This window comes from Bradyrhizobium sp. USDA 327 (assembly GCF_041262065.1).
Lineage (GTDB): Bacteria > Pseudomonadota > Alphaproteobacteria > Rhizobiales > Xanthobacteraceae > Bradyrhizobium > Bradyrhizobium liaoningense.
This window is the reverse complement of record NZ_JBGCCW010000001.1, coordinates 2,441,572-2,463,392: the sequence shown is the minus strand read 5'-3', so window position 1 is coordinate 2,463,392 and position 21,821 is coordinate 2,441,572. Positions and strand designations below refer to the sequence as shown.

The 21,821-nt window shown below is 63.1% G+C and carries 22 protein-coding genes; 7 read left to right on the top strand and 15 right to left on the bottom strand.

Translation table 11 applies throughout. The features are described from left to right. The first annotated feature begins 154 nt into the window (after nt 1-154). Together ABIA42_RS11075 and ABIA42_RS11070 are read left to right on the top strand one after the other, a co-directional pair. A complete protein-coding gene (locus tag ABIA42_RS11075) occupies nt 155-1,027 on the top strand; it encodes a GNAT family N-acetyltransferase (protein WP_370113661.1) in 873 nt (290 codons plus the stop codon). A gap of 55 nt (nt 1,028-1,082) precedes the next feature. Next, complete coding sequence (locus tag ABIA42_RS11070) at nt 1,083-1,469, top strand: ester cyclase (protein WP_370113663.1); 387 nt, start codon at nt 1,083-1,085, stop codon at nt 1,467-1,469. Nucleotides 1,470-1,490: 21 nt separating this feature from the next. On the opposite strand, the gene ABIA42_RS11065 is transcribed toward ABIA42_RS11070, so the two are convergent. The 3 genes from ABIA42_RS11065 to ABIA42_RS11055 all read right to left on the bottom strand — a co-directional run bounded on the left by ABIA42_RS11065 (nt 1,491) and on the right by ABIA42_RS11055 (nt 4,696). After that, the gene (locus ABIA42_RS11065; RefSeq protein WP_370113665.1) at nt 1,491-2,711 is read right to left on the bottom strand and encodes an MFS transporter; all 1,221 of its coding nucleotides are present in this window, start codon (nt 2,709-2,711) and stop codon (nt 1,491-1,493) included. A gap of 453 nt (nt 2,712-3,164) precedes the next feature. Then, nucleotides 3,165-4,148 carry an NAD(P)H-quinone oxidoreductase gene (locus ABIA42_RS11060; protein WP_370143771.1) on the bottom strand — a complete coding sequence of 328 codons (984 nt, stop codon included), beginning with the start codon at nt 4,146-4,148 and terminating at the stop codon, nt 3,165-3,167. Then, nucleotides 4,145-4,696 (bottom strand): hypothetical protein, encoded by a 552-nt coding sequence (locus ABIA42_RS11055; RefSeq protein ID WP_271530340.1) that lies wholly within the window; start codon nt 4,694-4,696, stop codon nt 4,145-4,147. The genes ABIA42_RS11060 and ABIA42_RS11055 overlap by 4 nt, the downstream gene beginning before the upstream one ends. A 123-nt stretch (nt 4,697-4,819) precedes the next feature. On the opposite strand from ABIA42_RS11055, the gene ABIA42_RS11050 reads away from it, so the two are divergent. After that, nucleotides 4,820-5,737 (top strand): LysR family transcriptional regulator, encoded by a 918-nt coding sequence (locus ABIA42_RS11050; RefSeq protein WP_271530339.1) that lies wholly within the window; start codon nt 4,820-4,822, stop codon nt 5,735-5,737. 57 nt (nt 5,738-5,794) lie between these two features. Next, on the top strand, nt 5,795-6,256 hold the full coding sequence (locus ABIA42_RS11045; RefSeq protein ID WP_271530338.1) for a cupin domain-containing protein: 462 nt from the start codon (nt 5,795-5,797) through the stop codon (nt 6,254-6,256). A gap of 18 nt (nt 6,257-6,274) precedes the next feature. On the opposite strand, the gene ABIA42_RS11040 is transcribed toward ABIA42_RS11045, so the two are convergent. Both ABIA42_RS11040 and ABIA42_RS11035 read right to left on the bottom strand, forming a co-directional pair. Continuing rightward, nucleotides 6,275-6,853 carry a DUF308 domain-containing protein gene (locus ABIA42_RS11040; protein WP_028182085.1) on the bottom strand — a complete coding sequence of 193 codons (579 nt, stop codon included), beginning with the start codon at nt 6,851-6,853 and terminating at the stop codon, nt 6,275-6,277. 89 nt (nt 6,854-6,942) lie between these two features. Beyond that, entirely contained in the window at nt 6,943-7,527 is a 585-nt protein-coding gene (locus ABIA42_RS11035) for a TetR/AcrR family transcriptional regulator (protein ID WP_247802506.1), read from the bottom strand. A 75-nt stretch (nt 7,528-7,602) separates the two neighbouring features. Between ABIA42_RS11035 and ABIA42_RS11030 the strand changes: the two genes are divergently transcribed. Then, nucleotides 7,603-8,100: a peptide deformylase gene (locus tag ABIA42_RS11030; RefSeq protein ID WP_271530337.1), complete on the top strand. Its 498-nt coding sequence runs from the start codon at nt 7,603-7,605 to the stop codon at nt 8,098-8,100. A 25-nt stretch (nt 8,101-8,125) separates the two neighbouring features. Here the strand turns inward: ABIA42_RS11030 and ABIA42_RS11025 are convergent, their stop codons facing one another. Both ABIA42_RS11025 and ABIA42_RS11020 read right to left on the bottom strand, forming a co-directional pair. Beyond that, the gene (locus ABIA42_RS11025) at nt 8,126-8,488 is read right to left on the bottom strand and encodes a helix-turn-helix transcriptional regulator (RefSeq protein ID WP_271530336.1); all 363 of its coding nucleotides are present in this window, start codon (nt 8,486-8,488) and stop codon (nt 8,126-8,128) included. Next, a complete protein-coding gene (locus ABIA42_RS11020) occupies nt 8,488-9,150 on the bottom strand; it encodes an SRPBCC family protein (RefSeq protein ID WP_370113670.1) in 663 nt (220 codons plus the stop codon). Before ABIA42_RS11020 ends, ABIA42_RS11025 begins: the two co-directional genes overlap by 1 nt. Nucleotides 9,151-9,332: 182 nt before the next feature. On the opposite strand from ABIA42_RS11020, the gene ABIA42_RS11015 reads away from it, so the two are divergent. Continuing rightward, nucleotides 9,333-9,704 carry a cupin domain-containing protein gene (locus ABIA42_RS11015; RefSeq protein WP_271530334.1) on the top strand — a complete coding sequence of 124 codons (372 nt, stop codon included), beginning with the start codon at nt 9,333-9,335 and terminating at the stop codon, nt 9,702-9,704. A gap of 54 nt (nt 9,705-9,758) precedes the next feature. Here the strand turns inward: ABIA42_RS11015 and ABIA42_RS11010 are convergent, their stop codons facing one another. The 3 genes from ABIA42_RS11010 to ABIA42_RS11000 all read right to left on the bottom strand — a co-directional run bounded on the left by ABIA42_RS11010 (nt 9,759) and on the right by ABIA42_RS11000 (nt 13,968). Next, nucleotides 9,759-10,640, bottom strand: coding sequence for a GyrI-like domain-containing protein (locus tag ABIA42_RS11010; RefSeq protein WP_370113673.1), 882 nt, complete (start codon nt 10,638-10,640; stop codon nt 9,759-9,761). A gap of 217 nt (nt 10,641-10,857) precedes the next feature. Next, on the bottom strand, nt 10,858-12,105 hold the full coding sequence (locus ABIA42_RS11005) for a serine hydrolase domain-containing protein (protein WP_370143769.1): 1,248 nt from the start codon (nt 12,103-12,105) through the stop codon (nt 10,858-10,860). Nucleotides 12,106-12,453: 348 nt separating this feature from the next. Beyond that, a complete protein-coding gene (locus ABIA42_RS11000) occupies nt 12,454-13,968 on the bottom strand; it encodes an MFS transporter (RefSeq protein ID WP_370123535.1) in 1,515 nt (504 codons plus the stop codon). Between the two features lie 189 nt (nt 13,969-14,157). Here ABIA42_RS11000 and ABIA42_RS10995 point away from each other — a divergent pair, with 189 nt between their 5' ends. Then, nucleotides 14,158-15,018 (top strand): LysR family transcriptional regulator, encoded by an 861-nt coding sequence (locus tag ABIA42_RS10995; RefSeq protein WP_271530717.1) that lies wholly within the window; start codon nt 14,158-14,160, stop codon nt 15,016-15,018. A 641-nt stretch (nt 15,019-15,659) separates the two neighbouring features. Here the strand turns inward: ABIA42_RS10995 and ABIA42_RS10990 are convergent. From ABIA42_RS10990 to ABIA42_RS10970, 5 genes are all read right to left on the bottom strand, one after another. After that, nucleotides 15,660-15,998 carry a CPBP family intramembrane glutamic endopeptidase gene (locus ABIA42_RS10990; RefSeq protein WP_370113679.1) on the bottom strand — a complete coding sequence of 113 codons (339 nt, stop codon included), beginning with the start codon at nt 15,996-15,998 and terminating at the stop codon, nt 15,660-15,662. Between the two features lie 465 nt (nt 15,999-16,463). Then, a complete protein-coding gene (locus tag ABIA42_RS10985; RefSeq protein WP_370123538.1) occupies nt 16,464-17,531 on the bottom strand; it encodes a linear amide C-N hydrolase in 1,068 nt (355 codons plus the stop codon). A 254-nt stretch (nt 17,532-17,785) separates the two neighbouring features. Further along, nucleotides 17,786-18,946 carry a glutaredoxin family protein gene (locus ABIA42_RS10980; RefSeq protein WP_370113680.1) on the bottom strand — a complete coding sequence of 387 codons (1,161 nt, stop codon included), beginning with the start codon at nt 18,944-18,946 and terminating at the stop codon, nt 17,786-17,788. Nucleotides 18,947-19,327: 381 nt separating this feature from the next. Then, the gene (gene cydB, locus ABIA42_RS10975) at nt 19,328-20,338 is read right to left on the bottom strand and encodes a cytochrome d ubiquinol oxidase subunit II (protein WP_370113681.1); all 1,011 of its coding nucleotides are present in this window, start codon (nt 20,336-20,338) and stop codon (nt 19,328-19,330) included. After that, nucleotides 20,335-21,783, bottom strand: a complete 1,449-nt coding sequence (locus ABIA42_RS10970) for a cytochrome ubiquinol oxidase subunit I (protein ID WP_370113682.1) — start codon at nt 21,781-21,783, stop codon at nt 20,335-20,337. The genes cydB and ABIA42_RS10970 overlap by 4 nt, the downstream gene beginning before the upstream one ends. Nucleotides 21,784-21,821: the final 38 nt, after the last annotated feature.

The following is a 21,821-nucleotide window of genomic DNA, read 5'->3' as shown; positions in this document are numbered from 1 at the left end:
CCGCTTGTTGTAGACCCAAACTCCCCGAGTGGGCGCATGGTAGCGGCTCGCGGCATGGGAACAACTCACAATGAGGCGCGCTACCGCACAACCGCAAGCTCGATCGGCTCTCGCTCGATTGACAGGCCGTGATACCTGACTAAAGTCAGACATTATGCTTGACGCCGTCTCCCGGGTCCGCCGCTTCAACCGCGCCGTCACGTCTGCCGTCGGTGCGCTCGACAATTCGTTCCTCGGGCGCAGCCGGCCGCTTGGGGCGGCGCGGGTGCTCAATGCGGTCGGGCACGGGCGCTCGGACGTGGCGGAAATCCGGGACTATCTCGGTCTCGATTCCGGGTTGATGAGCCGGCTGCTCCGCAGCCTCGAGGACGAAGGGCTGATCGAAACCACCGCGCGCGAAGACGATGCCCGCCGGCGCATGGCAACGCTCACGCGGGCGGGCCGTCGCGAGTTCGCGGCCTATGAGGCGCTGTCGAACGCGCAGGCCGAAGGCTTCCTCGCGCAACATTCGCAGCGCGAGGCGCTGCTGGCGGCGATGGACCTGATCGCCTCCGCACTGACGCGCGAGCGGGTCACGCTGGACGAGATGGATCCGCGATGCGCGGAAGCGCGCTACTGCCTCGGCGAATACTATGCCGAGCTCGGCCGCCGCTTCAGCCAAGGCTTCGACGTCTCGCTGTCGCGCGATCCCGATGCCAGGGACATGCGCCGTCCGCGCGGCACCTTCATCGTCGCGATGTCGGACAGGCTGCCGATCGGCTGCGTCGGCTTGAAGGGAACCGACCACGGCTATGCCGAGATCAAGCGGCTGTGGGTGGCGCCCGCCGCGCGCGGATTGCGGCTCGGCCGCCGCCTGATGGATGTGGCCGAGAGCGCGGCGCGGGAACTCGGCATCACGCTGCTGCGGCTCGACACCAACAGCGCGCTGCCCGAAGCCGGTCAGCTCTATCGCAGCACGGGCTGGCGCGAGATCCCCCGCTTCAACGACGATCCCTATCCGGACCTGTTCTTCGAGAAGCGCCTCTGAGCTGGACCGGTTCGCGATCCTCGTGCGTTGTGATCGAAGCCGCTGGAGCTTCGCCATGACGAGAGACGACCTTGCCGCAATCTACAGAGACTACATCGCCTGCCTGAACCGGCGGGACTGGCCGGCGCTCGGACATTTCGTGCATGAGAAAGTCGTCCACAACGCGCGGCCCCTTGGGCTGGCCGGTTATCGCGCGATGCTGGAGCGGGACGTTCGGGAGATCCCGGATCTGCAGTTCCACGTCGAGATGCTGATCTCCGATCCTCCCCGTATCGCGGCCCGACTGCAGTTTGATTGCACGCCAGCCGGGACATTCCTGGGTCTTGCGGTCAACGGAAAGCGCGTGTCCTTTTGCGAGAACGTGTTCTACGAATTTCGCGACCGAAAGATCCGGCAGGTCTGGTCGGTGATCGACAAGGCCGCGATCGAGGCGCAGCTCTGACGCCGCGCCTCGATCCGGAGCTCACGCGGCCGCCGGTGCCACCTCGCCTTGCGGCTTTGCGAAGGGGCGGAACGTCATCGCCATCAGGAAGGCACCCAGGCCCATTGCCCAGGAGGCGATGTAGAGCCAGGCATAGCTCGAGAAGGCGTCATAGATCAGGCCGCCGGCGAGCGGGCCGGTCGCCATGCCGAGGCTGCCGGCCATCGCGGTGCCGCCGATCACCGTGCCCATCATCTTGAGCGGGAAGTTCTCGCGGATGAGCACGGCGTAGAGCGGCATGGTGCCGGCATAGATGAAGCCGAAGATGGCGCCGACCGCATAGAACGTCGTGAGCTGATGCGCGAAGACATAGGCGAGCGCGCCGAACGCCTGCAGCAGCAGGCCCGAGACCAGCACGCGCTTGGCGCCGAAGCGGTCGCCCATCAGGCCGAAGGCGATGCGTCCGCCGAGGCCGGCAAACCCCTCGATGCTGTAGATCGTCACCGCCGCGACCAGCGGGATGCCGCAGCTCACCGCATAGCTGACGGTGTGGATGATCGGGCCGGAATGGGTCGCGCAGCAGAAGAAGTTGGTGGCAAGCAGAATGAGGAATTGCGGCGAGCGCAACGCTTCGCCCATCGACATCTCGCCTTGCGCAGCGCCCTCGCCCGCAGGTGCGGCCACGGCATGCGCCAGCGCCGGCGGACGGCGCACCAGGAACGAGACCGGGATCATGATGGCGCCGACCACCAGCGCGACGATCTGCATCGAGGTCCGCCAGTCGTGGCCGGAGACGAGCCAGGCTGCCAGCGGCGACATCGTCATCGGCGCAATGCCCATGCCGGCGGAAACCAGCGACACCGCGAGGCTGCGATTTGTGTCGAACCAGCCGGTGACGGTCGCCATCATCGGCGCGAAGATTGCCGCACAGGCAGCGCCGACGAGAAGGCCGAATACGACCTGGAACACGAGAAGCGAGGTCGCGTGGCTCGCCGCGAACAGGCTGAGCGCCAGTACGATCGATCCCGTCAGCACCACCGGCAGCGGCCCGAACCTGTCCGACGCCGTGCCCCAGGCCATGCTGGTGAAAGCCATCGCCAGAAAGCCGATCGTCATTGCGCTGGAGATGCCCGTCACCGACCAGCCGGTGTCCTTTGCGATCGGCTGCAGGAACACCGGCAGCGAAAACATGCCGCCGATCGCGACGCAGCCGAGCAGGCCGCCGGCGGCGACGATCACCCAGCGATAGTTGGAAGAAGTCATTTCGGTCTCCCGTCAGGTCTGTCCGGGTGGAAGACGAAGGAGAACGGCGCGGACCGACAACGCTCACGGCATTTTTGCCGCACGCTCATGTGACCCGCCGACAAAAAGTCGAAAAACAACCCCATGCACAGTAGCCGACCATTGTGGAATCAATGACTTACGGGGTCCGTCATTTGCCATGCTGGATGGCGAGTTGACCTGTCGGGCAAAACACCGGCACAATGTCATCATCCCGCCAATCGACAGCATCGCAGCACAGAGGCCACCGCCGGCCTGCGCTTACCGCATCGCCGCGCTCGGTCAAGCCTCGAACACTGCCTTGACGTCGTCCTCGGTGATCGATCGAGGTCGGCTCGCGCTTGCCCGGCTATCTCACGACATGCTCCGACCCGACATGATCAGCGCGAATTTAGACGGTCGGTTCATGCACAAGCACGATACCCCTGCCCGCGCTCAATCCATCGCCAAGATAACCTTTCCAAATCCTCCGCCGCGCTCCACGCTGCGATGGGCATCGGCGGCGCGTGCCAGCGGAAACACCTGGTCGACCAGCGGTTTCAGCCCACCCGACTCAAACAGCGGCAAAAACCCTTCGGAGAAACGACGGACCATCGCCCGCTTCTCGTCCACGCCTCGCGATTTCATGACGGTGCCCACCAATCGCAAGTGGTTGTGTAGCAGCAGGTTGAGCGGAATCGAGGAGGCGTGCTGGCCGCTCAAAATGCCGACTTGAACCAGGGTCCCGCCAGGCCGAAGGCTGCGAAGGTTGCGCGGCAGGTAATCGCCGCCGACGAAATCGATCACGGCGTCCGCGCCGCGACGATCGGTAAGCCTTGCGACGACGCTTTCGAAATCATCGGCACGATAGTCGATCACAGCGGCGGCGCCGATGCTGCCGACATCCGCCAACCGCGAAGCGCTCGCCGTTGCGTAGACGGTGGCGCCCAGCGCATGGGCGACCTGCACGCAGGCAGAGCCCACTCCGCCAGCGCCACCGTGAACTAGAACGGTTTGACCTTGCCCGACGCCTGCAACATGTGAGACCGCTTCGACGGCTGTCACAAATGATTCCATGATTGCCGCACCCTCGACGAATGAGACATTGCCTGGAATGCTGATCGCCATGCGACGGTCGACCCGGGCGAATTCGGCATACGCCCCCCCGCCGACGATCGCCATCACACGCTGCCCGATCGAGGCTTCGTCGACTTCGCTGCCGACGCCAACGACTTCACCGGCCAGCTCGAGGCCAAGCAGGGCGCTCTCGCCAAAGCTCTGATTGCCGTAGGCGCCGTTTCGCTGGAGAATATCTGCGCGGTTGACGCCTGCCGCCTTCACACGCACCAGCAGATCCTGGGGACGAACCTCCGGTCTCGGCACTTCGGCCAGGCGGAGAACCTCCGCCGGACCGAAGCCATCATAGACGACGCCTTTCATTTTGCCTGCTCCCGTGTATGGGCCTTGGCGCGCCGCGCGATGCTGGCGGCGAACAACGGCGTCTCGCGGCGATTGTGGTCGCTTCCGGCCGCTTGGCGTGCGTTGGCGGCGTCTTCGAAGGAAATGCCGTGCTTGTCCAGGAATGCCATGAAGACGTCGGTCGGGTGTGCCGTGACTCTGTTCGTATAGCGGGTGCGCCCTTCATCGATAGCTTCGGCCTGAAGCTCCCAGATAACATTGACCTGGGTCCGGCCATTTGTCGTAAACACGTCCGAGATCGAATTCATGCGGCAGTAGGTGTTGCTGGCCACTTCCGCCACATAGTGTTGGATGACCAGCCCGGTGCCGATCTGCTCGACGTTGATCATCATGCGGCGCCCGTCGTCTGTGGTGCTGACGCCGGCCGCAATGTGATCAGGCGGGCAGCAGCGCAGATATTCGGCTTCGGAGAGCGTGAACAGCCATTCGGCGATGTCCACTCGGTCGAGCGGTACATCAATTACCGCGGTATAGGCCGATTGCGACAGGATGCGATCGAGAGCCTTCATGATAATCTCCTTTCATTCAAGGGCTTAGGCCGGTAAGGCCCGCCTTCGAGGGAGGAGATACGGCTTTTGAGAGTCAATGATAATGAACCTTAGGCACGAAACCCTTTTGCGAAAGGCGCAAAGATGAAAGACCCGCGGTTTGCGGAACATCTGGCAATCTATGTTGACGTGGTTCGTGGCGGGAGTTTCTCCAGCGCCGCACGTCATCGCGGTGTGACGCCCTCGGCCGTCGTCCGGCAGATCGACGCGCTGGAGCACAGTGTCGGGGTGCCGCTGCTGGTGCGCTCGACCCGCGCGCTCGCGGTGACCGATGCCGGAGAACGACTGTTTGAACGCGCGCAGCGATTGCTCGACGACCTGGCCGACACGCACGCAGAGATCGCCGCTTTCAATGGTGCGGTCGCCGGCGTTCTTCGCCTTGCCTGCTTTCCGACCTTTGGCAAGCGTTACGTGGTCCCTACACTGGAAACGGTCATGCGGAATCATCCCGGCCTCACGGTCGAACTCGATCTCACCGAAAGGCTCGCTGATCCCGTGCTGGAGCGGCTCGATGCCGTGATCCGGATCGGCGAACTTGCCGACAGCACCCTCATCGCGACCAAGCTGGCATCGCAGAACAGAATGCTGGTCGCCACTCCTGCTTATCTCGATCGTCACGGCACACCGACCGAAACGAAAGACCTCACCGGCCATCGGCTGATTGACAAATTGCACGGCGCCGACCTGCTGGGCTGGACGGACGTGCTTGGTCACCCCGCGGGCGTAGCGCCCGGGCCGCAAGCCGTTTTTCGATGCGACGACTTCGAAGCGATGCGGCTCGCGGCACTCGCCGACATCGGCATCGCATTCCTGGCAGACTGGGTCGTCGGGACAGACATACGCGCCGGTTCACTGACACGAATTCCGCTCGACGACGAACGGTGGAATGAGGCGAAGGCCGGCGTCTATCTGTTGCGTGCCCTGGCCCAGCCGTCTGCCAAACTGACGATCCTGACTGCCGCGTTGCGGGATTCCATCGGGTCGCCGCCAGTGTGGGCGTAGTACCGACGCCAATGACATCGTGACCATCCGTGGCCTTGAATTGCAGGAGATCCCTCCATGCCAAAGATCGACATTGCCGTCGTGCCGGCCCGCAAGGGCTCCGGCTACCCCGCGCCCTTCGATGCTCCTTGCACCGATCGAATCCGGCAGCGGCTCGGCGATGCCGGGGGCCTGAAGGATTTCGGGGTCAACCTGATGCGCCTGCCGCCGGGCGGCTGGTCGAGCCAGCGGCACTGGCATTCGCACGAGGACGAGTTCGTCTACATCCTCGAAGGCGAGGTGACGCTGATCGAGGATGGCGGCGAAACCCTGCTGCGCGCAGGCGATTGCGCGGCCTTCCCCAAGGCAAGCGGCAACGGCCATCACATGATCAACAGGTCGAATGCAGCGGCTGTCTATCTCGAGGTCGGCTCGCGCTCGCAAGCCGACCTCATCACCTGCTCCGACATCGACATGATGAGCCCCGCATCCGACGGCCGCTTCCTGCACAAGGACGGCACGCCCTATCCGGACGCGTGAAGCATCTGGAGCAACGCCTCACATGGCCGCGCTGCGGCGCCACGTGCTGACGGTGAGCCAGACCGCCGAGACAAGGAAATAGAGCGCGCCGACCGCGGCATAGCCTGCGACATTCGCGATCGATGGCACCGCAGGCATCGAGGCCTGGAAGATGAAGAAGCCGCCCGCCAGCGCCGACTGGCCACCGCTGAGCACCATGGCCCATTGCGCGCCGAAACGCTTCCAGCGCCGCACGGCCGTGCCGAGCTGAAGCAATCCGGACAGGATTGCCCAGGCCCCGAAGATTCCGAGCACCCAGTTCATGCTCACCTGCAAGGCCAGGATGACCGCGATGGTGGTCGCCAGACTGACCAGCACGTTCAGGCCCTGCGTGCGGTTCTGGTTCAAGCCGCCGCTGGAGAGCGCGTCGAGATAGTTGGCGGCAGCGTCCCAGGCCGGATAGGCGACGAGCAACGCCGCTGCGATCACCGCGGACGTTGGCGCGATCACGAAGGCCGCAATGACCCAGGCGACGGAAAACGCGGCACGCAGGAAGTAGTATTGCTTCAGCCATTGCGCCTGGTCGGCCGCCTCCAAAGCGATCTCACGATCTTTCATTTGCCTTTTCCTTACCTACTAGTTGGTAGTTTACATTCGACGCGGAGACGCCGGGCCGCCCTGAGCGGCACAGGCCTGTGTCGACCTCGTCAGTGCCTGGTGGAAAGCCGGTCCAGCAGCGGCCGGATGATGGTTCCGAACATCTTTGGATCGCCATAAGCGCGCGCCGACAGCATCGCGCCGTGAACGGTCGCCATGAATCCCTCCGCCTCGACCCGTGCCGTGCTGGCGAGATGGAGCCGTCCTTGCCGCTTGCCGCGCTCCATGACCGATGCCAGCCAGGATGCCAGGAAGCGGAAGTGGGCGCGCACTTCGAGCGCCACCTCCTCAGGCAGGATGGGAAGCTCGCTGGCAAGGAGCGCACAGACGCAGAAGGGGGCCGTCGCGTCCTTGATACACGCCTCCCAATACCCCACGTAGTTTCTGAGCTGGTCGGCGGGGTCAGCGACGTTGCGTTCGAGCGCCGACAACCCCGCCTGGGCCTCCTCGCGATAGCGCGACACGAGGGTGCGGACCAGGTCGACCTTGCTGGCGAAATGGTGGTGGATGCTCGGCTTGCGGATGCCCACGACATCGGCGATGTCGGCGTAACTGAAGCCGTTATAGCCGCCGGCGATGATCAGCGTCCGGGCGCAGGCAAGAATGTCGTCGGCGGTCGAGGAAACGGTGCTCATGGCGCTTAGCTACCTTCCAGTAGGTAGGTCGTCAAGCTGGGATGCTTCAATGATCCGTGAGTGGTAGGAGCCTGCATGACCATCCGCCCGATCGTGCGCTATCCCGACCGCCGGCTCGCGCTGCCGGCCCGCCCCGTCATAGCATTCGACGATTCCTTGCGCGACCTCGCGAACGACCTGCTCGAGACCATGCGTGCCGCACCCGGCATCGGCATCACCGCGCCGCATATCGGCGTGCCCTTGCGGGTCGTGGTGCTAGAGCTCGACGCCAAGGACGGCGCGCGGACTTACGTCAATCCGGAGATCACATGGGCCTCGCCCAAGATGATCCTGCACCGAGAGGGCAGTGTCTCGATGCCTGGGGTCAACGACGAGGTCCAGCGCCATGCGCGGGTGCGGATCAGCTATCAGGACCTCGACGGCAACATGCAACACGAGGAGTCGGACGGCTTGCGCGCCGTCTGCCACCAGCACGAGATCGACCAGCTCGACGGCATGTTCTGGATCCAACGTCTGTCGCGGCTGAAGCGCGAGCGACTGGTCAAGAAATTCGAGAAGATATCGCGGGCATAAGCGCCTTCCGCCCGTCGCCACATCCTCAAGCCCTCTTCCCGCTCCGCTTGCTGATCGGAGCGTTGCGACGCTCTCGTTTGCCGCGCGCGATCTCGGTTGCCAGCGCGTCCAGCTTCGGCTCCCAGAAATTCCTGAACTGTCCAATCCACGCATCGACCGCCTGAAGCCCGGCAACGTCGACCGAATAGAGGCGCCTTTGCGCCTCCGCCCGTACGCTTGCAAAGCCGCTCTCTCGCAGCACTTTGAGGTGCTGCGAGACGGCCGCCTGGGTGATGCCGAACTCGGCCCCGATCACTTCGACGACCTCGCCGGACGCCATTTCCTTGAGGCCGAGCAGCTCGAGGATGCGACGGCGCACGGGATCGGCGAGGACTTCGAAGGCGTGCATCAGCTTCCTGTGCCCGGATGCGTGATGTCGGGCGGCATCTCGCCGCGATAGAACGCAATGGTGCGGTCCGAGCGCTCTTTCGCCGCGGCCGGATCGACCCCGCTCGCGACATGCGCAGCACGCCAATATTCGCCGCTCGCCGTCATGAAGTCCTTGCCCTCGGGCGAGACCATCCAGGCCTCTGCCGTTTCATGGTCAACCGAAGCCCCGGTCACAAGATATCGCTCGAGCCCCGCAAGGGCGAGGTCCCAGCCGATGCCCACCGCACCGGGGCCGAACTGATTCCAATGATCCTCAATGATCGCGGTGTGCTCAAGGGTCAGGCGCGCCTGGCTTCGTTCCGCGCTCAGCCTGACGTCGATCCAGCTCAAAGCGCCACCGAATTCCCACGTCGCGGCGAAATGGGTCGGCGGCGTACAGGCCGTGATGGTGCCGCCCGCATTGCCCTTGACCTGGTATCTTCCGCCGAGCTGGAGGTCGCCCTCGACCGGCGCGAACCAGCGCGGGATACGCTCCCTGCTGGTCACGGCGTCCCAGAGATCGTCGACGCCGGTGTCGTAGAGGCGCGTCAGAATCACCGCGCTCGCCGGTTTTCCGTCCTTCTCAAAGCTCCTCACCGAGCGCGTCACAAGCCCCAAGACCCTGGCGACGTCGATCTGCATCGTGCTTCTCCTTGTCGTTTCTTGCACGGAAGAATATCGGCCGACACTAATATAAGTCAATACTTATATGATTCCCGCGCCGCTGCGTCAAACCGCCTCGCGAGGCGATGCGAACAAAACACCTACCCAGGCGTCTATCCGTGCCCACCACCCGCCAGGCCCGCACAAGACGGAATGAATTCATGAAAGTTCGCAAATTCGCCATCTCCGACGCTTCGCTTGAACGCTCGCCGGGACAGGACGGCGATATTTTCGCCGGCAATGTGGTCGACCAGCGCCACGGCGGACCGATCACGATCGGCTTCGGCCGCTACGCGCCCAACCAGAGCCTCGAGGAGAAGCTCGTGGTCGACGATGTCATGGTGGTCCTGGAGGGAAAATTGTCGGTCACGAACGACGGACGCACCGTCACGGCAGGTCCGGGCGAGATCGTCCATATGCCGAAAGGCGAGACCGTCACGATCCGCTCGCACGAGCAAGGCGCCGTCACCGCCTACGTCACCTATCCGCACTGGCAGGAGGCGCATGAGGCGCGAGCTCGTGGCAACCGTTGATGTCGACCTGCCCGCCTGCTGCGACCCGACGGAATGGGCCCGGCCCGGAGACCGCTATTTCAGCGGCAGGAACAGTTCCGCGACCGTCTCATGCTCCGGCACCTCCGGGAAGAAGCTCAGCCGCTGGCAATAGATCGGGAAGTCGCGTGCTTCCTCGCCACTGGCCGGAAGCCAGTCGCGATAGAGGTAGAGCGCGGCGGGCTCCAGATTGTCGGTGTAGCCGACGACACGCAGAACGGCGCAGCGTCCGCCGGGAATCTCGGCGGCTTTGATCGCCTCGCCGTTCGCCGCGATCGGCTGCTCGGTGCCGACGCACAGGTCCACGCTATAATCGGCTGGGCGCGCAGGACGCCGCTCGGAACGCCAGACATTGAAGGTCGGGTTTGTGCTGGGGTGCAGGCCCGCCGCCTTGCGCCAGGAGATGAAGCGCTGGATGGTGGCGGGAAGCGTCGCCGGGTCGCCCCGATGCTCCATGATCGCCACCTTCGTGGTGGGCACATCGCGGATCGTCACGTCGTCAGTCGTGAAAGTTCTCTGCATGAGCTTGCTCCTCGCGATATCGAGAGGCCCGAAGGCCGCAAGCCACGGCTCCCACTCGGGAGAGTTCCGGAACGACGATGGCGATTGCCCGAACCGTTGCCGAAAGGCGCGGGCAAAGGCATCCGGTGCTTCGTAGCCGGCATCCATCGCAATGTCCGTGACGCTTTCGGCGTCGGTGAAGGCGAGTTGATGCGACGCGCGCTTCAGACGGGCCAGCTGGACGTAGCGGTGCACGGATAGCCCGAAGGTCGCCGTGAACTGCCGGTGGAAATGGAATTTCGAGAAGGCCGCAACACCGCTCAAACTTTCCAGGTCCAGATCATCGTCGAGATGCCGGTCGATATGGTCCAGCACCCCCCGCATCCGGGCCTGATAGTTTTGCAGCGCCGCCTTCATCGTCCCTCCTCCGTGGCGGCCTCATATAGGCGCGAACGGCCGTGGCGTGCTCGACGGATCTTGCGGTTTTGGGCGCACTGTCGTTGCCCGGCTCGACCGGGCGACCCAGTACGCCGCGGCCTTTCGATTCAATCACAATGGTCTCTGGAATACTGATCGCCCGGCCAAAAAGCCGGGCGATGACAGCGAGTGCGCGGCGCGAACGGACGACGCGCCCTCACCCGCCCGCCATCAGTGCCTTCGCCAGCGCCATGTAGGCCGGCAGCGTCACGGGGTCGTTGGCGGCGTTGCCCGCCATGGGGTGCGAGGCGTAGCGCGCGATCACCATCTCGGCCCTGGGATCGACGTAGATGCCCTGGCCGTAGACGCCGCGCGCCATGTAGGCGCCGTGGGCGTTGTGCGTGACCCACCATTGGTTGCGATACGACGCGCCGGGCAGCGTGGTGTAGCCGGCCGGCTTGAATTTCTCGGGGTCGCCGCCGCGCGCGATGTCCTCAACGACCTGTGAAGGCACGATCTGGCGGCCGTTGAAGCGGCCGTGATTGCGCATGGTCTCGCCGAAGCGGGCGAGATCGCGCAGCGTGGTGGAGAGACCGCCGCCGCCGCTCTCGGTGCCGATGCGGTCGACGTGATAATATGCGTCCTCCTCCGCACCCATCGGCTGCCAGATGCGCTCGGAGAGCAGATCGGACAGCGTCATACCGCTGGCGCGGCGGCAGATCCAGGCCAGCACGTCGGTGTTGACGGTCTTGTAGGCGACGGCCTTGCCGTGCTCGCCCTGCTTCTTCTGCGCCACGAGAAAATCGAAGATGGTGGTCGGGCCGTCATAGTCAGGCGGAATCGGCGCCATGCCGTTGGCGCGCCGCAGGCCCCACACGTCCGAATTCTTGTCGGTGTAGACCTCGGTGTAGGCAAGCCCCGTGGTCATATCCATGACCTCGTGCACGCGCGCGTCCCCAAACGCGCTCGCCTTCAGCTCCGGCACGTAATCCGTCACCGGCGCCTGCGGATCGATCTTGCCCTCGGCGACCAGAATGCCGGCGAGAACGCCGGTGAACGACTTCGTCACCGACATCCCGATATGCGGCTTGTGCGGCTTCAACGCGCCGAAATAGCGCTCATAGATCAGCCTGCCCCGGTGCAGCACGGCGATGCCGTCGGTGTACGTCTCTTCCAGCATCTTTTCAAACGTCATGGGCCGCCCGTCCATCGTGGTCGAGCCGACCGCGCCGATGTCGTGATCCTCGCGCGGCAGCACCGATGCGGGCCCTGCCCCGCGCCAGACGTTCACCGTCGGCACCAACTGGCGGATGTTGCTCCAGGCCCAGCGCAGTTCGGGGAAGCTGCGGAACGAGCCATCCTGGAAGGTGATGGTGCGGTCGGGTGCCGGCGGGAAGCCGCGCATCCAGCCGAGGGTTTCGGGATCGGTCGAGGTGACGGGCGGCTGAGCGGGGGCGACAGACATGGACACTGGCTCCGGACGGACGATCCAGATGTCGTAGCATCGGATGCGGTGGCAGACATCCAACGTTTGTGCTGGGCACCTGCGCATAAATCAGGACCGCAGTTACAAGTCAGTCTTGCGCAGCTTTGCCTCTCCTTTGACCGAAATTCCGAGGCTCGACGCCGCTGTCATTCCGCGACATCCATAGCCTTGATGCGCCGGTGAAAGCACAGTGTGGAGATCGCCGAGCCCGCCCAGGCCAAGTCGACGGTTCGAGCTCGTGACGATCCTGGCCGAAGAGAGCTCGCTTCGCAGCTCCGTTCGACACGGCGCAAGACGCGTTGGTGAGCTGATTGCCATTCTCCGACGTCATAGCGCGCCAGCAACATCTCTCCTGCCGAAGGTGAAGAAGCTGAGCGCGGCGAGCACCCAGACACCGACGGCGCCATAGAGCATCACGTCTCCGAAACCGCCGGCCAGTGCGGCAGGACCGAGCACCTTCGACACTCCAGTGGCGACCTGATCGAGAGCGGCGCCATTTCCAGCGGCGATCTGTTCGGCGACGTGCCGAAGCTGTGCCGCGTCGAGTGAACCCGGTGCTGCAGTCAGGCGTATCAGAACGCCTTCGACCAAGACGACCCCCATCAGCGCGATGTTGATGGCGAGCGAAATCATCCGGGCACTCATGTCGATGCCGGATGCCATGCCGGCCCTGTCGCTCGATACCGATCCGGTCGTGGTGTTGGTGACCGGTGTGTTGGTCGCGCCGAGGCCGATCCCGGCCAACAACGCGCCGATCAACGTCGTCGGCAAGGCCGCCGAACCGCCGCCTGCTCCGATCTTCATGATGAAAAAGCCGAGACCGATCACGAACAGTCCCGCCGGGATGACTGCGCCTGCGCCAACGCGCAGCGAAAGGCGTTCGGCGAAGGGTGGCACAACGAGCGTCGGCAGGGTGTAGGCGAGAAGTGCCATGCCGGCCATCAGTCCATCGAGCCCTAGCCCCGCCTGAAACCAGATCGGCAGATAGATCATGAACGGCCAGAAGCTGAAATTCATCCCTATCGAGCCGAACAGTGCTCCGGAAAAAGGCGTGATTCGGAACACCGAGAAATCGAACATCGGGTGCGGCGCGATCTGCTCCACGATGATGAAGGCGATGAGGCTGAAGGCGGCCGTGGCGACAATCGCCAGCGCCATCGGGCTGGTGAAACCGAGTCCGCTGCCCTGGGTGATGACGTAGGCAATGCAAAAGACGGCCAGTGACAGAGTCGCGATGCCGGCGAGATCCAGGCGCCCGGCCGCCGGGTCTTTCGATTCCCGGATACCATGCAGAGCCAGAACGACCGTCAGCACGGCGATGAAGGCGTGGATCAGAAACACCCAGGCCCAGCCCATCAGGGCGGCGATACCGCTGCCAATCACCGGACCGAAGCCGAGACCGAGCCCGGAAACGATGCCCCACCAGCCGAAAGCCCGGGCGCGATCGGCCGCCGTGCTGAACTGATGCGAGAGCACGGCGATCTGGCAAATCAGCATGGCGCCGCCGCTCGCGCCTTGGAGCGCACGCCCGACGATGAGGGTCGTCATGTTTGGGGCAAAGCCACACAGAAGGGACGTACCGCCGAAAGCAACAATGGCGACGACGAGGAGACGCTTGCGACCGAAGCGATCCGCCAGTGTGCCGGCGGCCATAAGAACCGTCGCCACGGCTATGGTGTAGGCGTTCATCGTCCACTGGAGCTCTTGAAAATCGGCGTGAAGGACCTTCTCCAGCGTCGGCAGGATCGCAGGTACACTTGATATTTCGAAGCCGAACATGAGAGCCGACAAGCAGATGGCGGCCAAGGCAAGATTGCCTTGTCGCGAGGAAGCAAATGACATGATCAGGCCTTTCAGCGCCGAGATCACTCGGCGTCCCGCGAGCGGCCGTTCACCCACAACGGTTAAGGCTGGGGTGGCGCGGCAGTCTTGCGAACGACTGTTGTTGATGGCCCTGATCGTAGGCGAAACTTGACGATACAAAAATGATATGGCTGATTATTTCAGAGACAGCAAATCTGGATGATCGAAATGGCATCCCTCGATGTCGAGTCGGTCCAGGCTTTCGTGGCCATCGCCGACCTTCAGAGTTTCACGCGGGCAGCCGAGGCTCTTGGCACCACCCAGGGGGCGATCAGCGTCAAGCTGCGGCGCCTCGAAGAGCGGATCGGCCAACGGTTGATCGAGCGCACGCCGCGACACGTCCGTCTGTCCGCAAACGGCGCCGTATTTCTCGACCGGGCTCGCGACTTTCTTGCTGCGCATGAAGCCGCGCTGTCGGCGCTCGCCTCCACGACCCCGCGCCGGTTCGGCCTCGGCATTGCCGCGCATGTTGCCGGGCCGGAGCTTCCGACCCTTCTGGCACAACTCAACGCGCATGATCCCGGTCTGCGTATCGAGGTCCGCCTCGAGAATTCGCGCACGCTGCTCGACGCCTTCGATCGCGGAGAACTGGACGCCTGTATCATTCGTCGCGAAGACGACCGGCGCGATGGCGAGATTCTCGGGCCGGAGCATTTCGGGTGGTTTGCCGCGCCGAATTTCGAGCATCGGCAGGGCGAGCCTCTACGGCTGGCAGCTCTGTCGCCTTCTTGCGGCGTGCGCGATATCGCGACCCGTGCCCTCGACGAGGCTGGCATCGCCTGGACAGAAGTATTCCTCGGTGGCGGCTCGTCGGCGGTGGCGGCAGCCGTCTCCGCCGGGTTGGCCATGGCCATCTTTTCCTGTCGCCTTGCTCCGCCCGGCACCATCGAAGTCGGAGAGCGCTTCAGGCTGCCGCGCCTGCCGTCGTCCGAGATCGTGCTGCACTCGACGCTCACCGATCCCAAATCGCGTGCCGCACTGCGCACGCTCGCCGCCGCCTTTCGGGAGCATCGTGCGATGGCCGGATAGCGGGAGCGATGTCGCACCTAAAGCGCGATGCGATTAGGATGAATCGTCATCGCGCTTTAGGTTGTTGTTTAAGCATGATATTTTCGGAAAACCGCTGCGCACTTTTCCGGATCGTGCTTTAGTCGTGGGCTGACGTATCCGAACCGAGCGACCGTTGCCATTTCTCGCCATCCGCTTCCAATACGACGAGCCCGTAGCGGTTTGGACGGCCGAATCTTTTGGTGCGCTAACGGCGATGCTGAGCAGGGACGGCGAACGCAGGATATGGGTGGCGCCAGCCAACGGGCCACCGCCAAGCATCGCATCACGCTCCGTTCCGGCTGCCTTTCGCAGCAAATCCTCAATCCAGCGTCTCAAACGCGCTGGGCTTCGCTACCCATGCTCACCTCGTATCGACGTGCCGACGCCTTGGCACGCCACCACCGCGACAGCCGCGAGACTCCACAGCGCTGTCGAATAGAGGTTCGTCCCGTCCATCCTGTTAGTCAGTTCGGCAGTCAAATTCGTCATGAAATGAAACAGGATCGCGCCCAGAGTGCTGCGGGACGTATTATTGAAAATCCACGTGAATATGATCGTGACTGGTATCGTCTGCAGGACGAAAAGCCAAAACCACAAGGACCGTATGCCGACGTTGTGCTTCATGCCCTCAAAAAGAACAGCGGAAGATGCCATATCGCCCAGAGCGCACCGAGAACGATGCTCGCGGCCACGGCGCCCAAGCGTGCCTGCAAGTGGTCGAGCGCATATCCGCGCCAGCCCAACTCCTCGGGAATCGGGCCGTTGATCAGTGTGACGAGCAGAAAAGGAGCGATCGTCGACGGGGCGGAGAAGAATGATGTGAGCGTCCTGCTGATTTGCGCCGCTGCATCGCTTCCGCCGGAGGGACGATCGAGCAGCACCGCGATGGTGAAGAGCACCGGCGCAAACAACAGAATAATTGCATACCATCTGGCCGGAATGCGGCCGACGTCGAACACGCGCAGCCAATAGTCGCTCCAATCGCCGGCCGTCCGGGGTACCGTATGTAAATCCAATGCCGCCCAGCATCGGCCCGAGCAAGCCCAGCACGAGAAGCAGCCGCCCCAGACTCGTCTGCACACTGATGCCGGATGCTGCGGCCGGTATCCAGAATGCCCAGGTCCAGCAGAACACAAGCATGAAGAACAGCATGGGACCGGCGAAAGGACGACGGAGTATTTCCTTCATCTGGACAGCTCCGGCGAAATCACGCGAACCCGGATGGCGACGCATTCTCCTGCTGCAGGCTGACCCTAATCCATATTGTGCGGCCCCTGCCGTGGCTGCCCACCCGGCCAATTCCCATGGCGCGCGAATCGCCAAGCTCATCAGGCGGTCTCCCGCCCTCACCCCCCAGCGCGAGGGCCAGCCGGCCCCCGGGAATCGCATTGGCCTCGCTGCGGCGCTGTCGCAGCGAGTGGTGCTCACATCGGCAGACCCAGGAACTTGAATGGCTCAGCCTCCTGGAAATTCGCGGTCGCATCGCCGGCAAAAGTACGCGACTGTTGGGGCCCAAGATCGAGCTTCTTCACTTTTCCCTTTTCAGGCGAGAAATCGATTCCCTTGAGATCCACCCAGAATACATTCGGGGTCAGCACGGATTCGAAGAAGTACAGCTTGCGCTGATGGTCGGCGACGGTGCGCCACCGCGTCGAGGAAATGTTCGGCAGTTCCGACGTTGAAATGCCGAACGGCACGGACACGTTGCGGATCACGCTGAACACGCTGGCCAAGGCGCGGTCGGGATTTTCATCTTTCGGAATCGCATTGACGTAGAAGGACGCACGCGCGAACCGGTCTGCGGCGCGGTTCGTGCCCGGCAACATCACCGTGCCGCCGATCTCCTTCCAATATTCGTTCAGCGCCAGTTGCTGTTCGAAGATCGGGGAATTCGTCATCACCTGGTACTTGCGGTCGTGATGGATGACCGGCCGGCCATTGATGTATTCGACGATCGCGCTGTCACCCGTGGCATCCGAAAGAGACAGGTGAAGCGTGGTGAGCAATTTCTGTCCGGGCACGTTGTCGGTGACGATCGTGAACGGATCCGTCTCGAGTACCGCAACTGCATCCCGAACGGTGGCGAAATTGTCGAGCACGTATTGGGCCCAGGCGGCGATGGACAGGCCGGGCTTGCCGGGATCGAACTTCGGGTATTCGGACTCGGTGAGCCAGAGGACGTTGGCGACCAGTCCCGCCTCGTTCATGCCGTCCGACGTCGAAACGTCGTAAGCGGAGGCAACAACGCTGCCGAATTTGGATTTCCATTTCAGCGAGTTCGGCCCGACCTCCCCGCTGCGCGCCATGCCTCTCGGGAAGATCCAGAGATCGGTCGGCATCTCAAACCGCCAGTCCATCGACCGCGCAGTGACGACCTGATTGTTGGCGCCGAGATAAACCAGCCGCGTACAAGCGAGCGAGAGCGATGGTGCAACGGCGATCACAGCCGCCAGGCTCGCCGAGAAAATGCGCGATAGGGCCCGACTCTTCATTGTCATCGACCTCGCAGCAGCGTTTGAACCGACAGGAGCACGCTACCAGCTTCGAGGATCGTCACAATGACGTAGGTCAAACCGGGAAGGCCTTTCGCAAACAAGCCGTCGCGGAACGGGCAACGAGCAGAACGCCCTCCGACACCAATTCATCCGGCGATACGACCGACTTTCGTCCCCTGCTCCCACTCAATCCAAGTATTGGCAATACATCGATTCAAGAGATAACAGTTCGCTTCTCGGGAATCTCATTCTCAGCGCGCCAGCATCCAGAGGCCAAGCCCGATCAGGACCATGCCGCCAGCCCCGCGGCTCAACGCGGCATAGCGCGTATCAATGACCTTCTGCACGGTGAATGCCGCGAGTCCAAAAATGACGAGATCGTCGAGCATGAAGAACGTTACGTACAATCCGATGTAGGCGTAGTATGCTCCGGTCGAGAGGTCTGCCAGCGCGAGCATATGCGTGTAGATCGCCGGTAGCGCCGCCGAGCACGCGAACTCAATAGCGTTGACGGCAAACGCCAGACCGACGATCAGCAGGAGACTTACCAGGCCGACGGGCGCGGCGACGATGTTGCGGATCCGCTGCATCGTGCGCTGCCGCTGTTCGGCATTACCAACGTCGCAGACGATCACGCCACGTGTTACGGCAAGCTCATAGAGATGATCGATGCCGATCCCGATCGCCACCAGCCCAACGATCTGCGTGAGCGGACGGATATGACCGACGACGAGGAATGTGTTCAGCCACGCCGTCATGAACAGGAAGTAGAGCACGCCTGAAGCGAGCACGAAGGTTCCCACCAGCCACCAGATCTTGCCGTAGTCCTTGATGCCCGCGATCAGCGAGATCAAATAGACGAGGACCCACATGGCGCAGGGATTGAAGCCATCGGCGAGGCCCATCAGAATGCCCAGCGTCGGAAGGGAATAACCGACGGGGTCGATGTCTCCCAGCCACGGCAAGCTTATTGTGCGTGCGGAGCCCTCCGGACGCGCGATCGCGGTCTCATCAGCCACAAGAGCCAGCAGGTCCCTGCCCGTTTTCTCCGCCGACTCGAAGCCGAGCAGGTAGCGCGAGCCGCGCACGAAGAGGGGAACGCCAAGTTCGTTCTCCGGTATGGCGTGCTGACGAGCAATGGCAAGGAACAGGGCTTCGTTGGCCGAATTCGACACATCGTGCAGGACGAAATCGACACGCGGTTGTGTCCTGAGAAACTCGATGGCCCTGTGGCAATGAGGGCAGTCCGGATGAAAGAAGACGTGAAGCCTTCCATCGTGCTGCCAAGCAGATGTGCTTTCAGGCGACGGCGCAACGTTTGCAGCGAGTTGCAGGGCCGCAAAGATCAATCCGAGCACGATGACCAGCGCAATGCGCAGCCGTGTCGAACTCAATGCCGAGAGACGGATCATTCAGGCAGGCTCCGAGAACGCGAACGGCCCGAGCTACCGCGTACCGGTGCCTCTTGAAGTTGATCCTTGTCAAACCACGCCAGTTGGACTCCCGCTACGAGAGAGCACGTGGTGCGGAGCGAAGCCTACTCGATCGGCTTCACGGCCAGTGTGCTTGCGCTGGTCGCGCTCGGTATGGTGATGCACGGGCTTCCCGAGGGGAGTCCTTTCTGCTCGCGTTCCTTGCCGCGGCTTTGACCACGCCAATTGATCGGCAGCTTCTCTACCCCGTCTTCAGTAGCCATCGGATCGGCATCGCGATCGCCAGCAGCGTGATCACACCTGCCGCCCACAGCGCCACGAACCATAACAGCTGCCTCCAGGTTCGCGACACACGCAGCATCAGTGATACCCCTCACCGTGCCGCACCTTGCCGCGAAATATCCAGTAGACGTAGCCCGTATAGACAAGGATCACCGGCACCAGCACCGCCGCGCCGACGAGCAGGAACATCTGGCTGCTGGGATGCGTGGCTGCCTGCCAGATCGTAACGGAGGGCGGCACGATCATCGGCCACATGCTGATGCCAAGCCCGATATAGGACAGCACGAAAAAGCCAAGCGCGCACAGGAACGGCACCACATCTTCGCCCTTGCCGAGCGCGCGGTGAAAGCGCCACGCCAGCAGGGCCAGGAGAACTGGCACAGGCGCTGCATAAAGCATGTTTGGCAGCGTCAGCCATCGCGCGCGGAACGCCGGGCTTTGGATGACCATCATCACGGATATGACCGCGATGAATCCGAGCGTCGCAAAGCCGAGAACGCGTGCATAGTTGCGGCAGCGTGCCTGAAGCGCGCCGTCGGTCTTCCAGATCAGCCAGCACGCGCCAAGCAGGCCATAGCCGACAACCAGGGCAACACCGGTCAGAACGGAGAAAGGCGTCAGCCAGTCCCACCAGCCGCCGGCGTAAGCACGCCCCTCCACGCGAATGCCCTGCACGATGGCGCCAAGGCAGACACCCTGGAGGAATGCGGCGGCAAAGCTGCCCCATGAGAAGGCGCGGTCCCACCATAACTCACCGGCCGATGTCCGCGCTCGAAACCGCATTTCGAAGGCCACCCCGCGAAACACCAATGCGAGCAGCATCAGAATGAGCGGCATGTAAAGCGCGGGAAAAATCGTCGCGTAGGCCAACGGAAACACGGCGAACAATCCGCCGCCACCCAGGACGAGCCAGGTTTCGTTGCCATCCCAGACCGGCGCCACGGAATTGACCATGACATCGCGGTCGGCTCTCGCCACCTCGGCCGGAAACAGGATGCCCACGCCAAGGTCGAAGCCGTCCATCATCACGTAGAGCAACACGGCCGTCGCGATCAGCAGGGCCCAAATCAGTGTGAGGTCGACGCTCATGGCCTGATCCCCGCCGGCCGCGGTTCTGCTCTGTGCGTCTCTGGCGCCAGGTCTATCAAGGCTGGCGCCGGCGTAATGCCGGCCGTGCGCACCGGCTGGCCCTGTGGCGGTCCGTGCTCGCCGGCTTCAGGCGTCTGGCGGAAGAGATGGAACAGATAAGCGATGCCCGCGCCGAACACGACGAAGTACACGACAACGAATGCGGCGAGCGATGCGGCGACGGCTGGCGCGGCGATCGGCGAGACGCTATCGGCGGTCCTCAGGAGTCCATAAACGGTGAAAGGCTGTCGTCCAGCCTCTGTCACCGTCCATCCGGCGGTAACCGCTATCAGCCCGGACGGCCCCATGGCCACGGCAAAGCGGTGGAGCCATGGCGTGTCATAGAGCCTGTTGCGCCGACGCAGCCAAAGCGACGCCACGCCCAGCATGATCATCAAAATCCCCAGACCGACCATGATGCGGAACGCCCAGAAGACGAGTGGGATATTGGTGGGCCATGTATCTTTCGGGAAAGCCTTGAGCCCCTTGACCTCTCCATCAAGGCTATGCGTGAGGTAAAGACTCGCGAAGGCAGGAATGGCAATCTGGCCGCGAGTCACGCCGGCTTCGGCATCCGGCATGCCGAACAGGATGGAAGGCGCGCGGCGCTCGGTTTCGAAGTGACCTTCCATAGCGGCGACCTTGGTGGGCTGGTGGTGGTACGAATTCACGCCATGCAGATCGCCGATCAGGAGCTGCATCGGGGCCACGATCGCGGCCATCCACATCGCCATTGAAAACATGATGCGAGCGCGTTCGTTCATCCTGTCCCGCAGGAGATGCCAAGCGCCCACGGCGCCCACGATCATCGCGGTCGTCAGGTAGGCCGCTGTGACCGTATGGGCGAAACGGTAGGGGAACGACGGATTGAAGATGATCGCGAGCCAGCTGTCGGGAATGAACTGGCCGTCCGGTCCCGTCGCATGTCCCATCGGCGTTTGCATCCAGGAATTCGCTGCCAGGATCCAGAAGGCCGAGAGCAAGGTGCCGCCCGCGACGAAGCACGTCGCGACGAAATGCAGGGGCGGACCAACGCGGCCAAGGCCAAACAGCATGACCCCCAGGAAGCCGGCCTCCAGAAAGAATGCCGTCAGCACTTCGTAGCCAAGGAGCGGTCCGAGCACCGGCGATGTCTTGTCGGCAAACACCGACCAGTTCGTCCCGAACTGGTATGACATGACCAAGCCGGACACGACGCCCATGGCGAAGGCGACTGCGAAAATCTTCAGCCAGTACCGATAGGTATCAAGATAGGCCGTCCGGCCAGTCCACAACCACAAGCCTTCGAGCACGGCAAGATAGCTCGCCAGTCCGATAGTGAAGGCGGGAAACAGGAAATGCCAGACGACCGTAAAGGCAAACTGAAACCGCGCAAGATCCAAGGCACTGGGCAGTAAGTTGGACATAGCTCAGCCCCCGACATCGGTTGCGGCCCGCAGCTAAC

Excerpts from the sequence above, each read along its gene's own strand:
- ABIA42_RS11070 (WP_370113663.1), top strand. The coding sequence starts at position 1,083 with ATGACGAGAGACGACCTTGCCGCAATCTACAGAGACTACATCGCCTGC.
- ABIA42_RS10970 (WP_370113682.1), bottom strand. The coding sequence starts at position 21,783 with ATGTCCAACTTACTGCCCAGTGCCTTGGATCTTGCGCGGTTTCAGTTT.
- ABIA42_RS11045 (WP_271530338.1), top strand. The coding sequence starts at position 5,795 with ATGCCAAAGATCGACATTGCCGTCGTGCCGGCCCGCAAGGGCTCCGGC.
- ABIA42_RS11060 (WP_370143771.1), bottom strand. The coding sequence starts at position 4,148 with ATGAAAGGCGTCGTCTATGATGGCTTCGGTCCGGCGGAGGTTCTCCGC.
- cydB (WP_370113681.1), bottom strand. The coding sequence starts at position 20,338 with ATGAGCGTCGACCTCACACTGATTTGGGCCCTGCTGATCGCGACGGCC.
- ABIA42_RS11010 (WP_370113673.1), bottom strand. The coding sequence starts at position 10,640 with ATGAAGGCGGCGCTGCAAAACTATCAGGCCCGGATGCGGGGGGTGCTG.
- ABIA42_RS11040 (WP_028182085.1), bottom strand. The coding sequence starts at position 6,853 with ATGAAAGATCGTGAGATCGCTTTGGAGGCGGCCGACCAGGCGCAATGG.
- ABIA42_RS11020 (WP_370113670.1), bottom strand. The coding sequence starts at position 9,150 with ATGCAGATCGACGTCGCCAGGGTCTTGGGGCTTGTGACGCGCTCGGTG.
- ABIA42_RS10995 (WP_271530717.1), top strand. The coding sequence starts at position 14,158 with ATGGCATCCCTCGATGTCGAGTCGGTCCAGGCTTTCGTGGCCATCGCC.
- ABIA42_RS11030 (WP_271530337.1), top strand. The coding sequence starts at position 7,603 with ATGACCATCCGCCCGATCGTGCGCTATCCCGACCGCCGGCTCGCGCTG.
- ABIA42_RS11050 (WP_271530339.1), top strand. The coding sequence starts at position 4,820 with ATGAAAGACCCGCGGTTTGCGGAACATCTGGCAATCTATGTTGACGTG.
- ABIA42_RS11065 (WP_370113665.1), bottom strand. The coding sequence starts at position 2,711 with ATGACTTCTTCCAACTATCGCTGGGTGATCGTCGCCGCCGGCGGCCTG.
- ABIA42_RS11000 (WP_370123535.1), bottom strand. The coding sequence starts at position 13,968 with ATGTCATTTGCTTCCTCGCGACAAGGCAATCTTGCCTTGGCCGCCATC.
- ABIA42_RS11015 (WP_271530334.1), top strand. The coding sequence starts at position 9,333 with ATGAAAGTTCGCAAATTCGCCATCTCCGACGCTTCGCTTGAACGCTCG.
- ABIA42_RS11055 (WP_271530340.1), bottom strand. The coding sequence starts at position 4,696 with ATGAAGGCTCTCGATCGCATCCTGTCGCAATCGGCCTATACCGCGGTA.
- ABIA42_RS11005 (WP_370143769.1), bottom strand. The coding sequence starts at position 12,105 with ATGTCTGTCGCCCCCGCTCAGCCGCCCGTCACCTCGACCGATCCCGAA.
- ABIA42_RS10980 (WP_370113680.1), bottom strand. The coding sequence starts at position 18,946 with ATGATCCGTCTCTCGGCATTGAGTTCGACACGGCTGCGCATTGCGCTG.
- ABIA42_RS11035 (WP_247802506.1), bottom strand. The coding sequence starts at position 7,527 with ATGAGCACCGTTTCCTCGACCGCCGACGACATTCTTGCCTGCGCCCGG.
- ABIA42_RS10985 (WP_370123538.1), bottom strand. The coding sequence starts at position 17,531 with ATGAAGAGTCGGGCCCTATCGCGCATTTTCTCGGCGAGCCTGGCGGCT.
- ABIA42_RS11025 (WP_271530336.1), bottom strand. The coding sequence starts at position 8,488 with ATGCACGCCTTCGAAGTCCTCGCCGATCCCGTGCGCCGTCGCATCCTC.
- ABIA42_RS11075 (WP_370113661.1), top strand. The coding sequence starts at position 155 with ATGCTTGACGCCGTCTCCCGGGTCCGCCGCTTCAACCGCGCCGTCACG.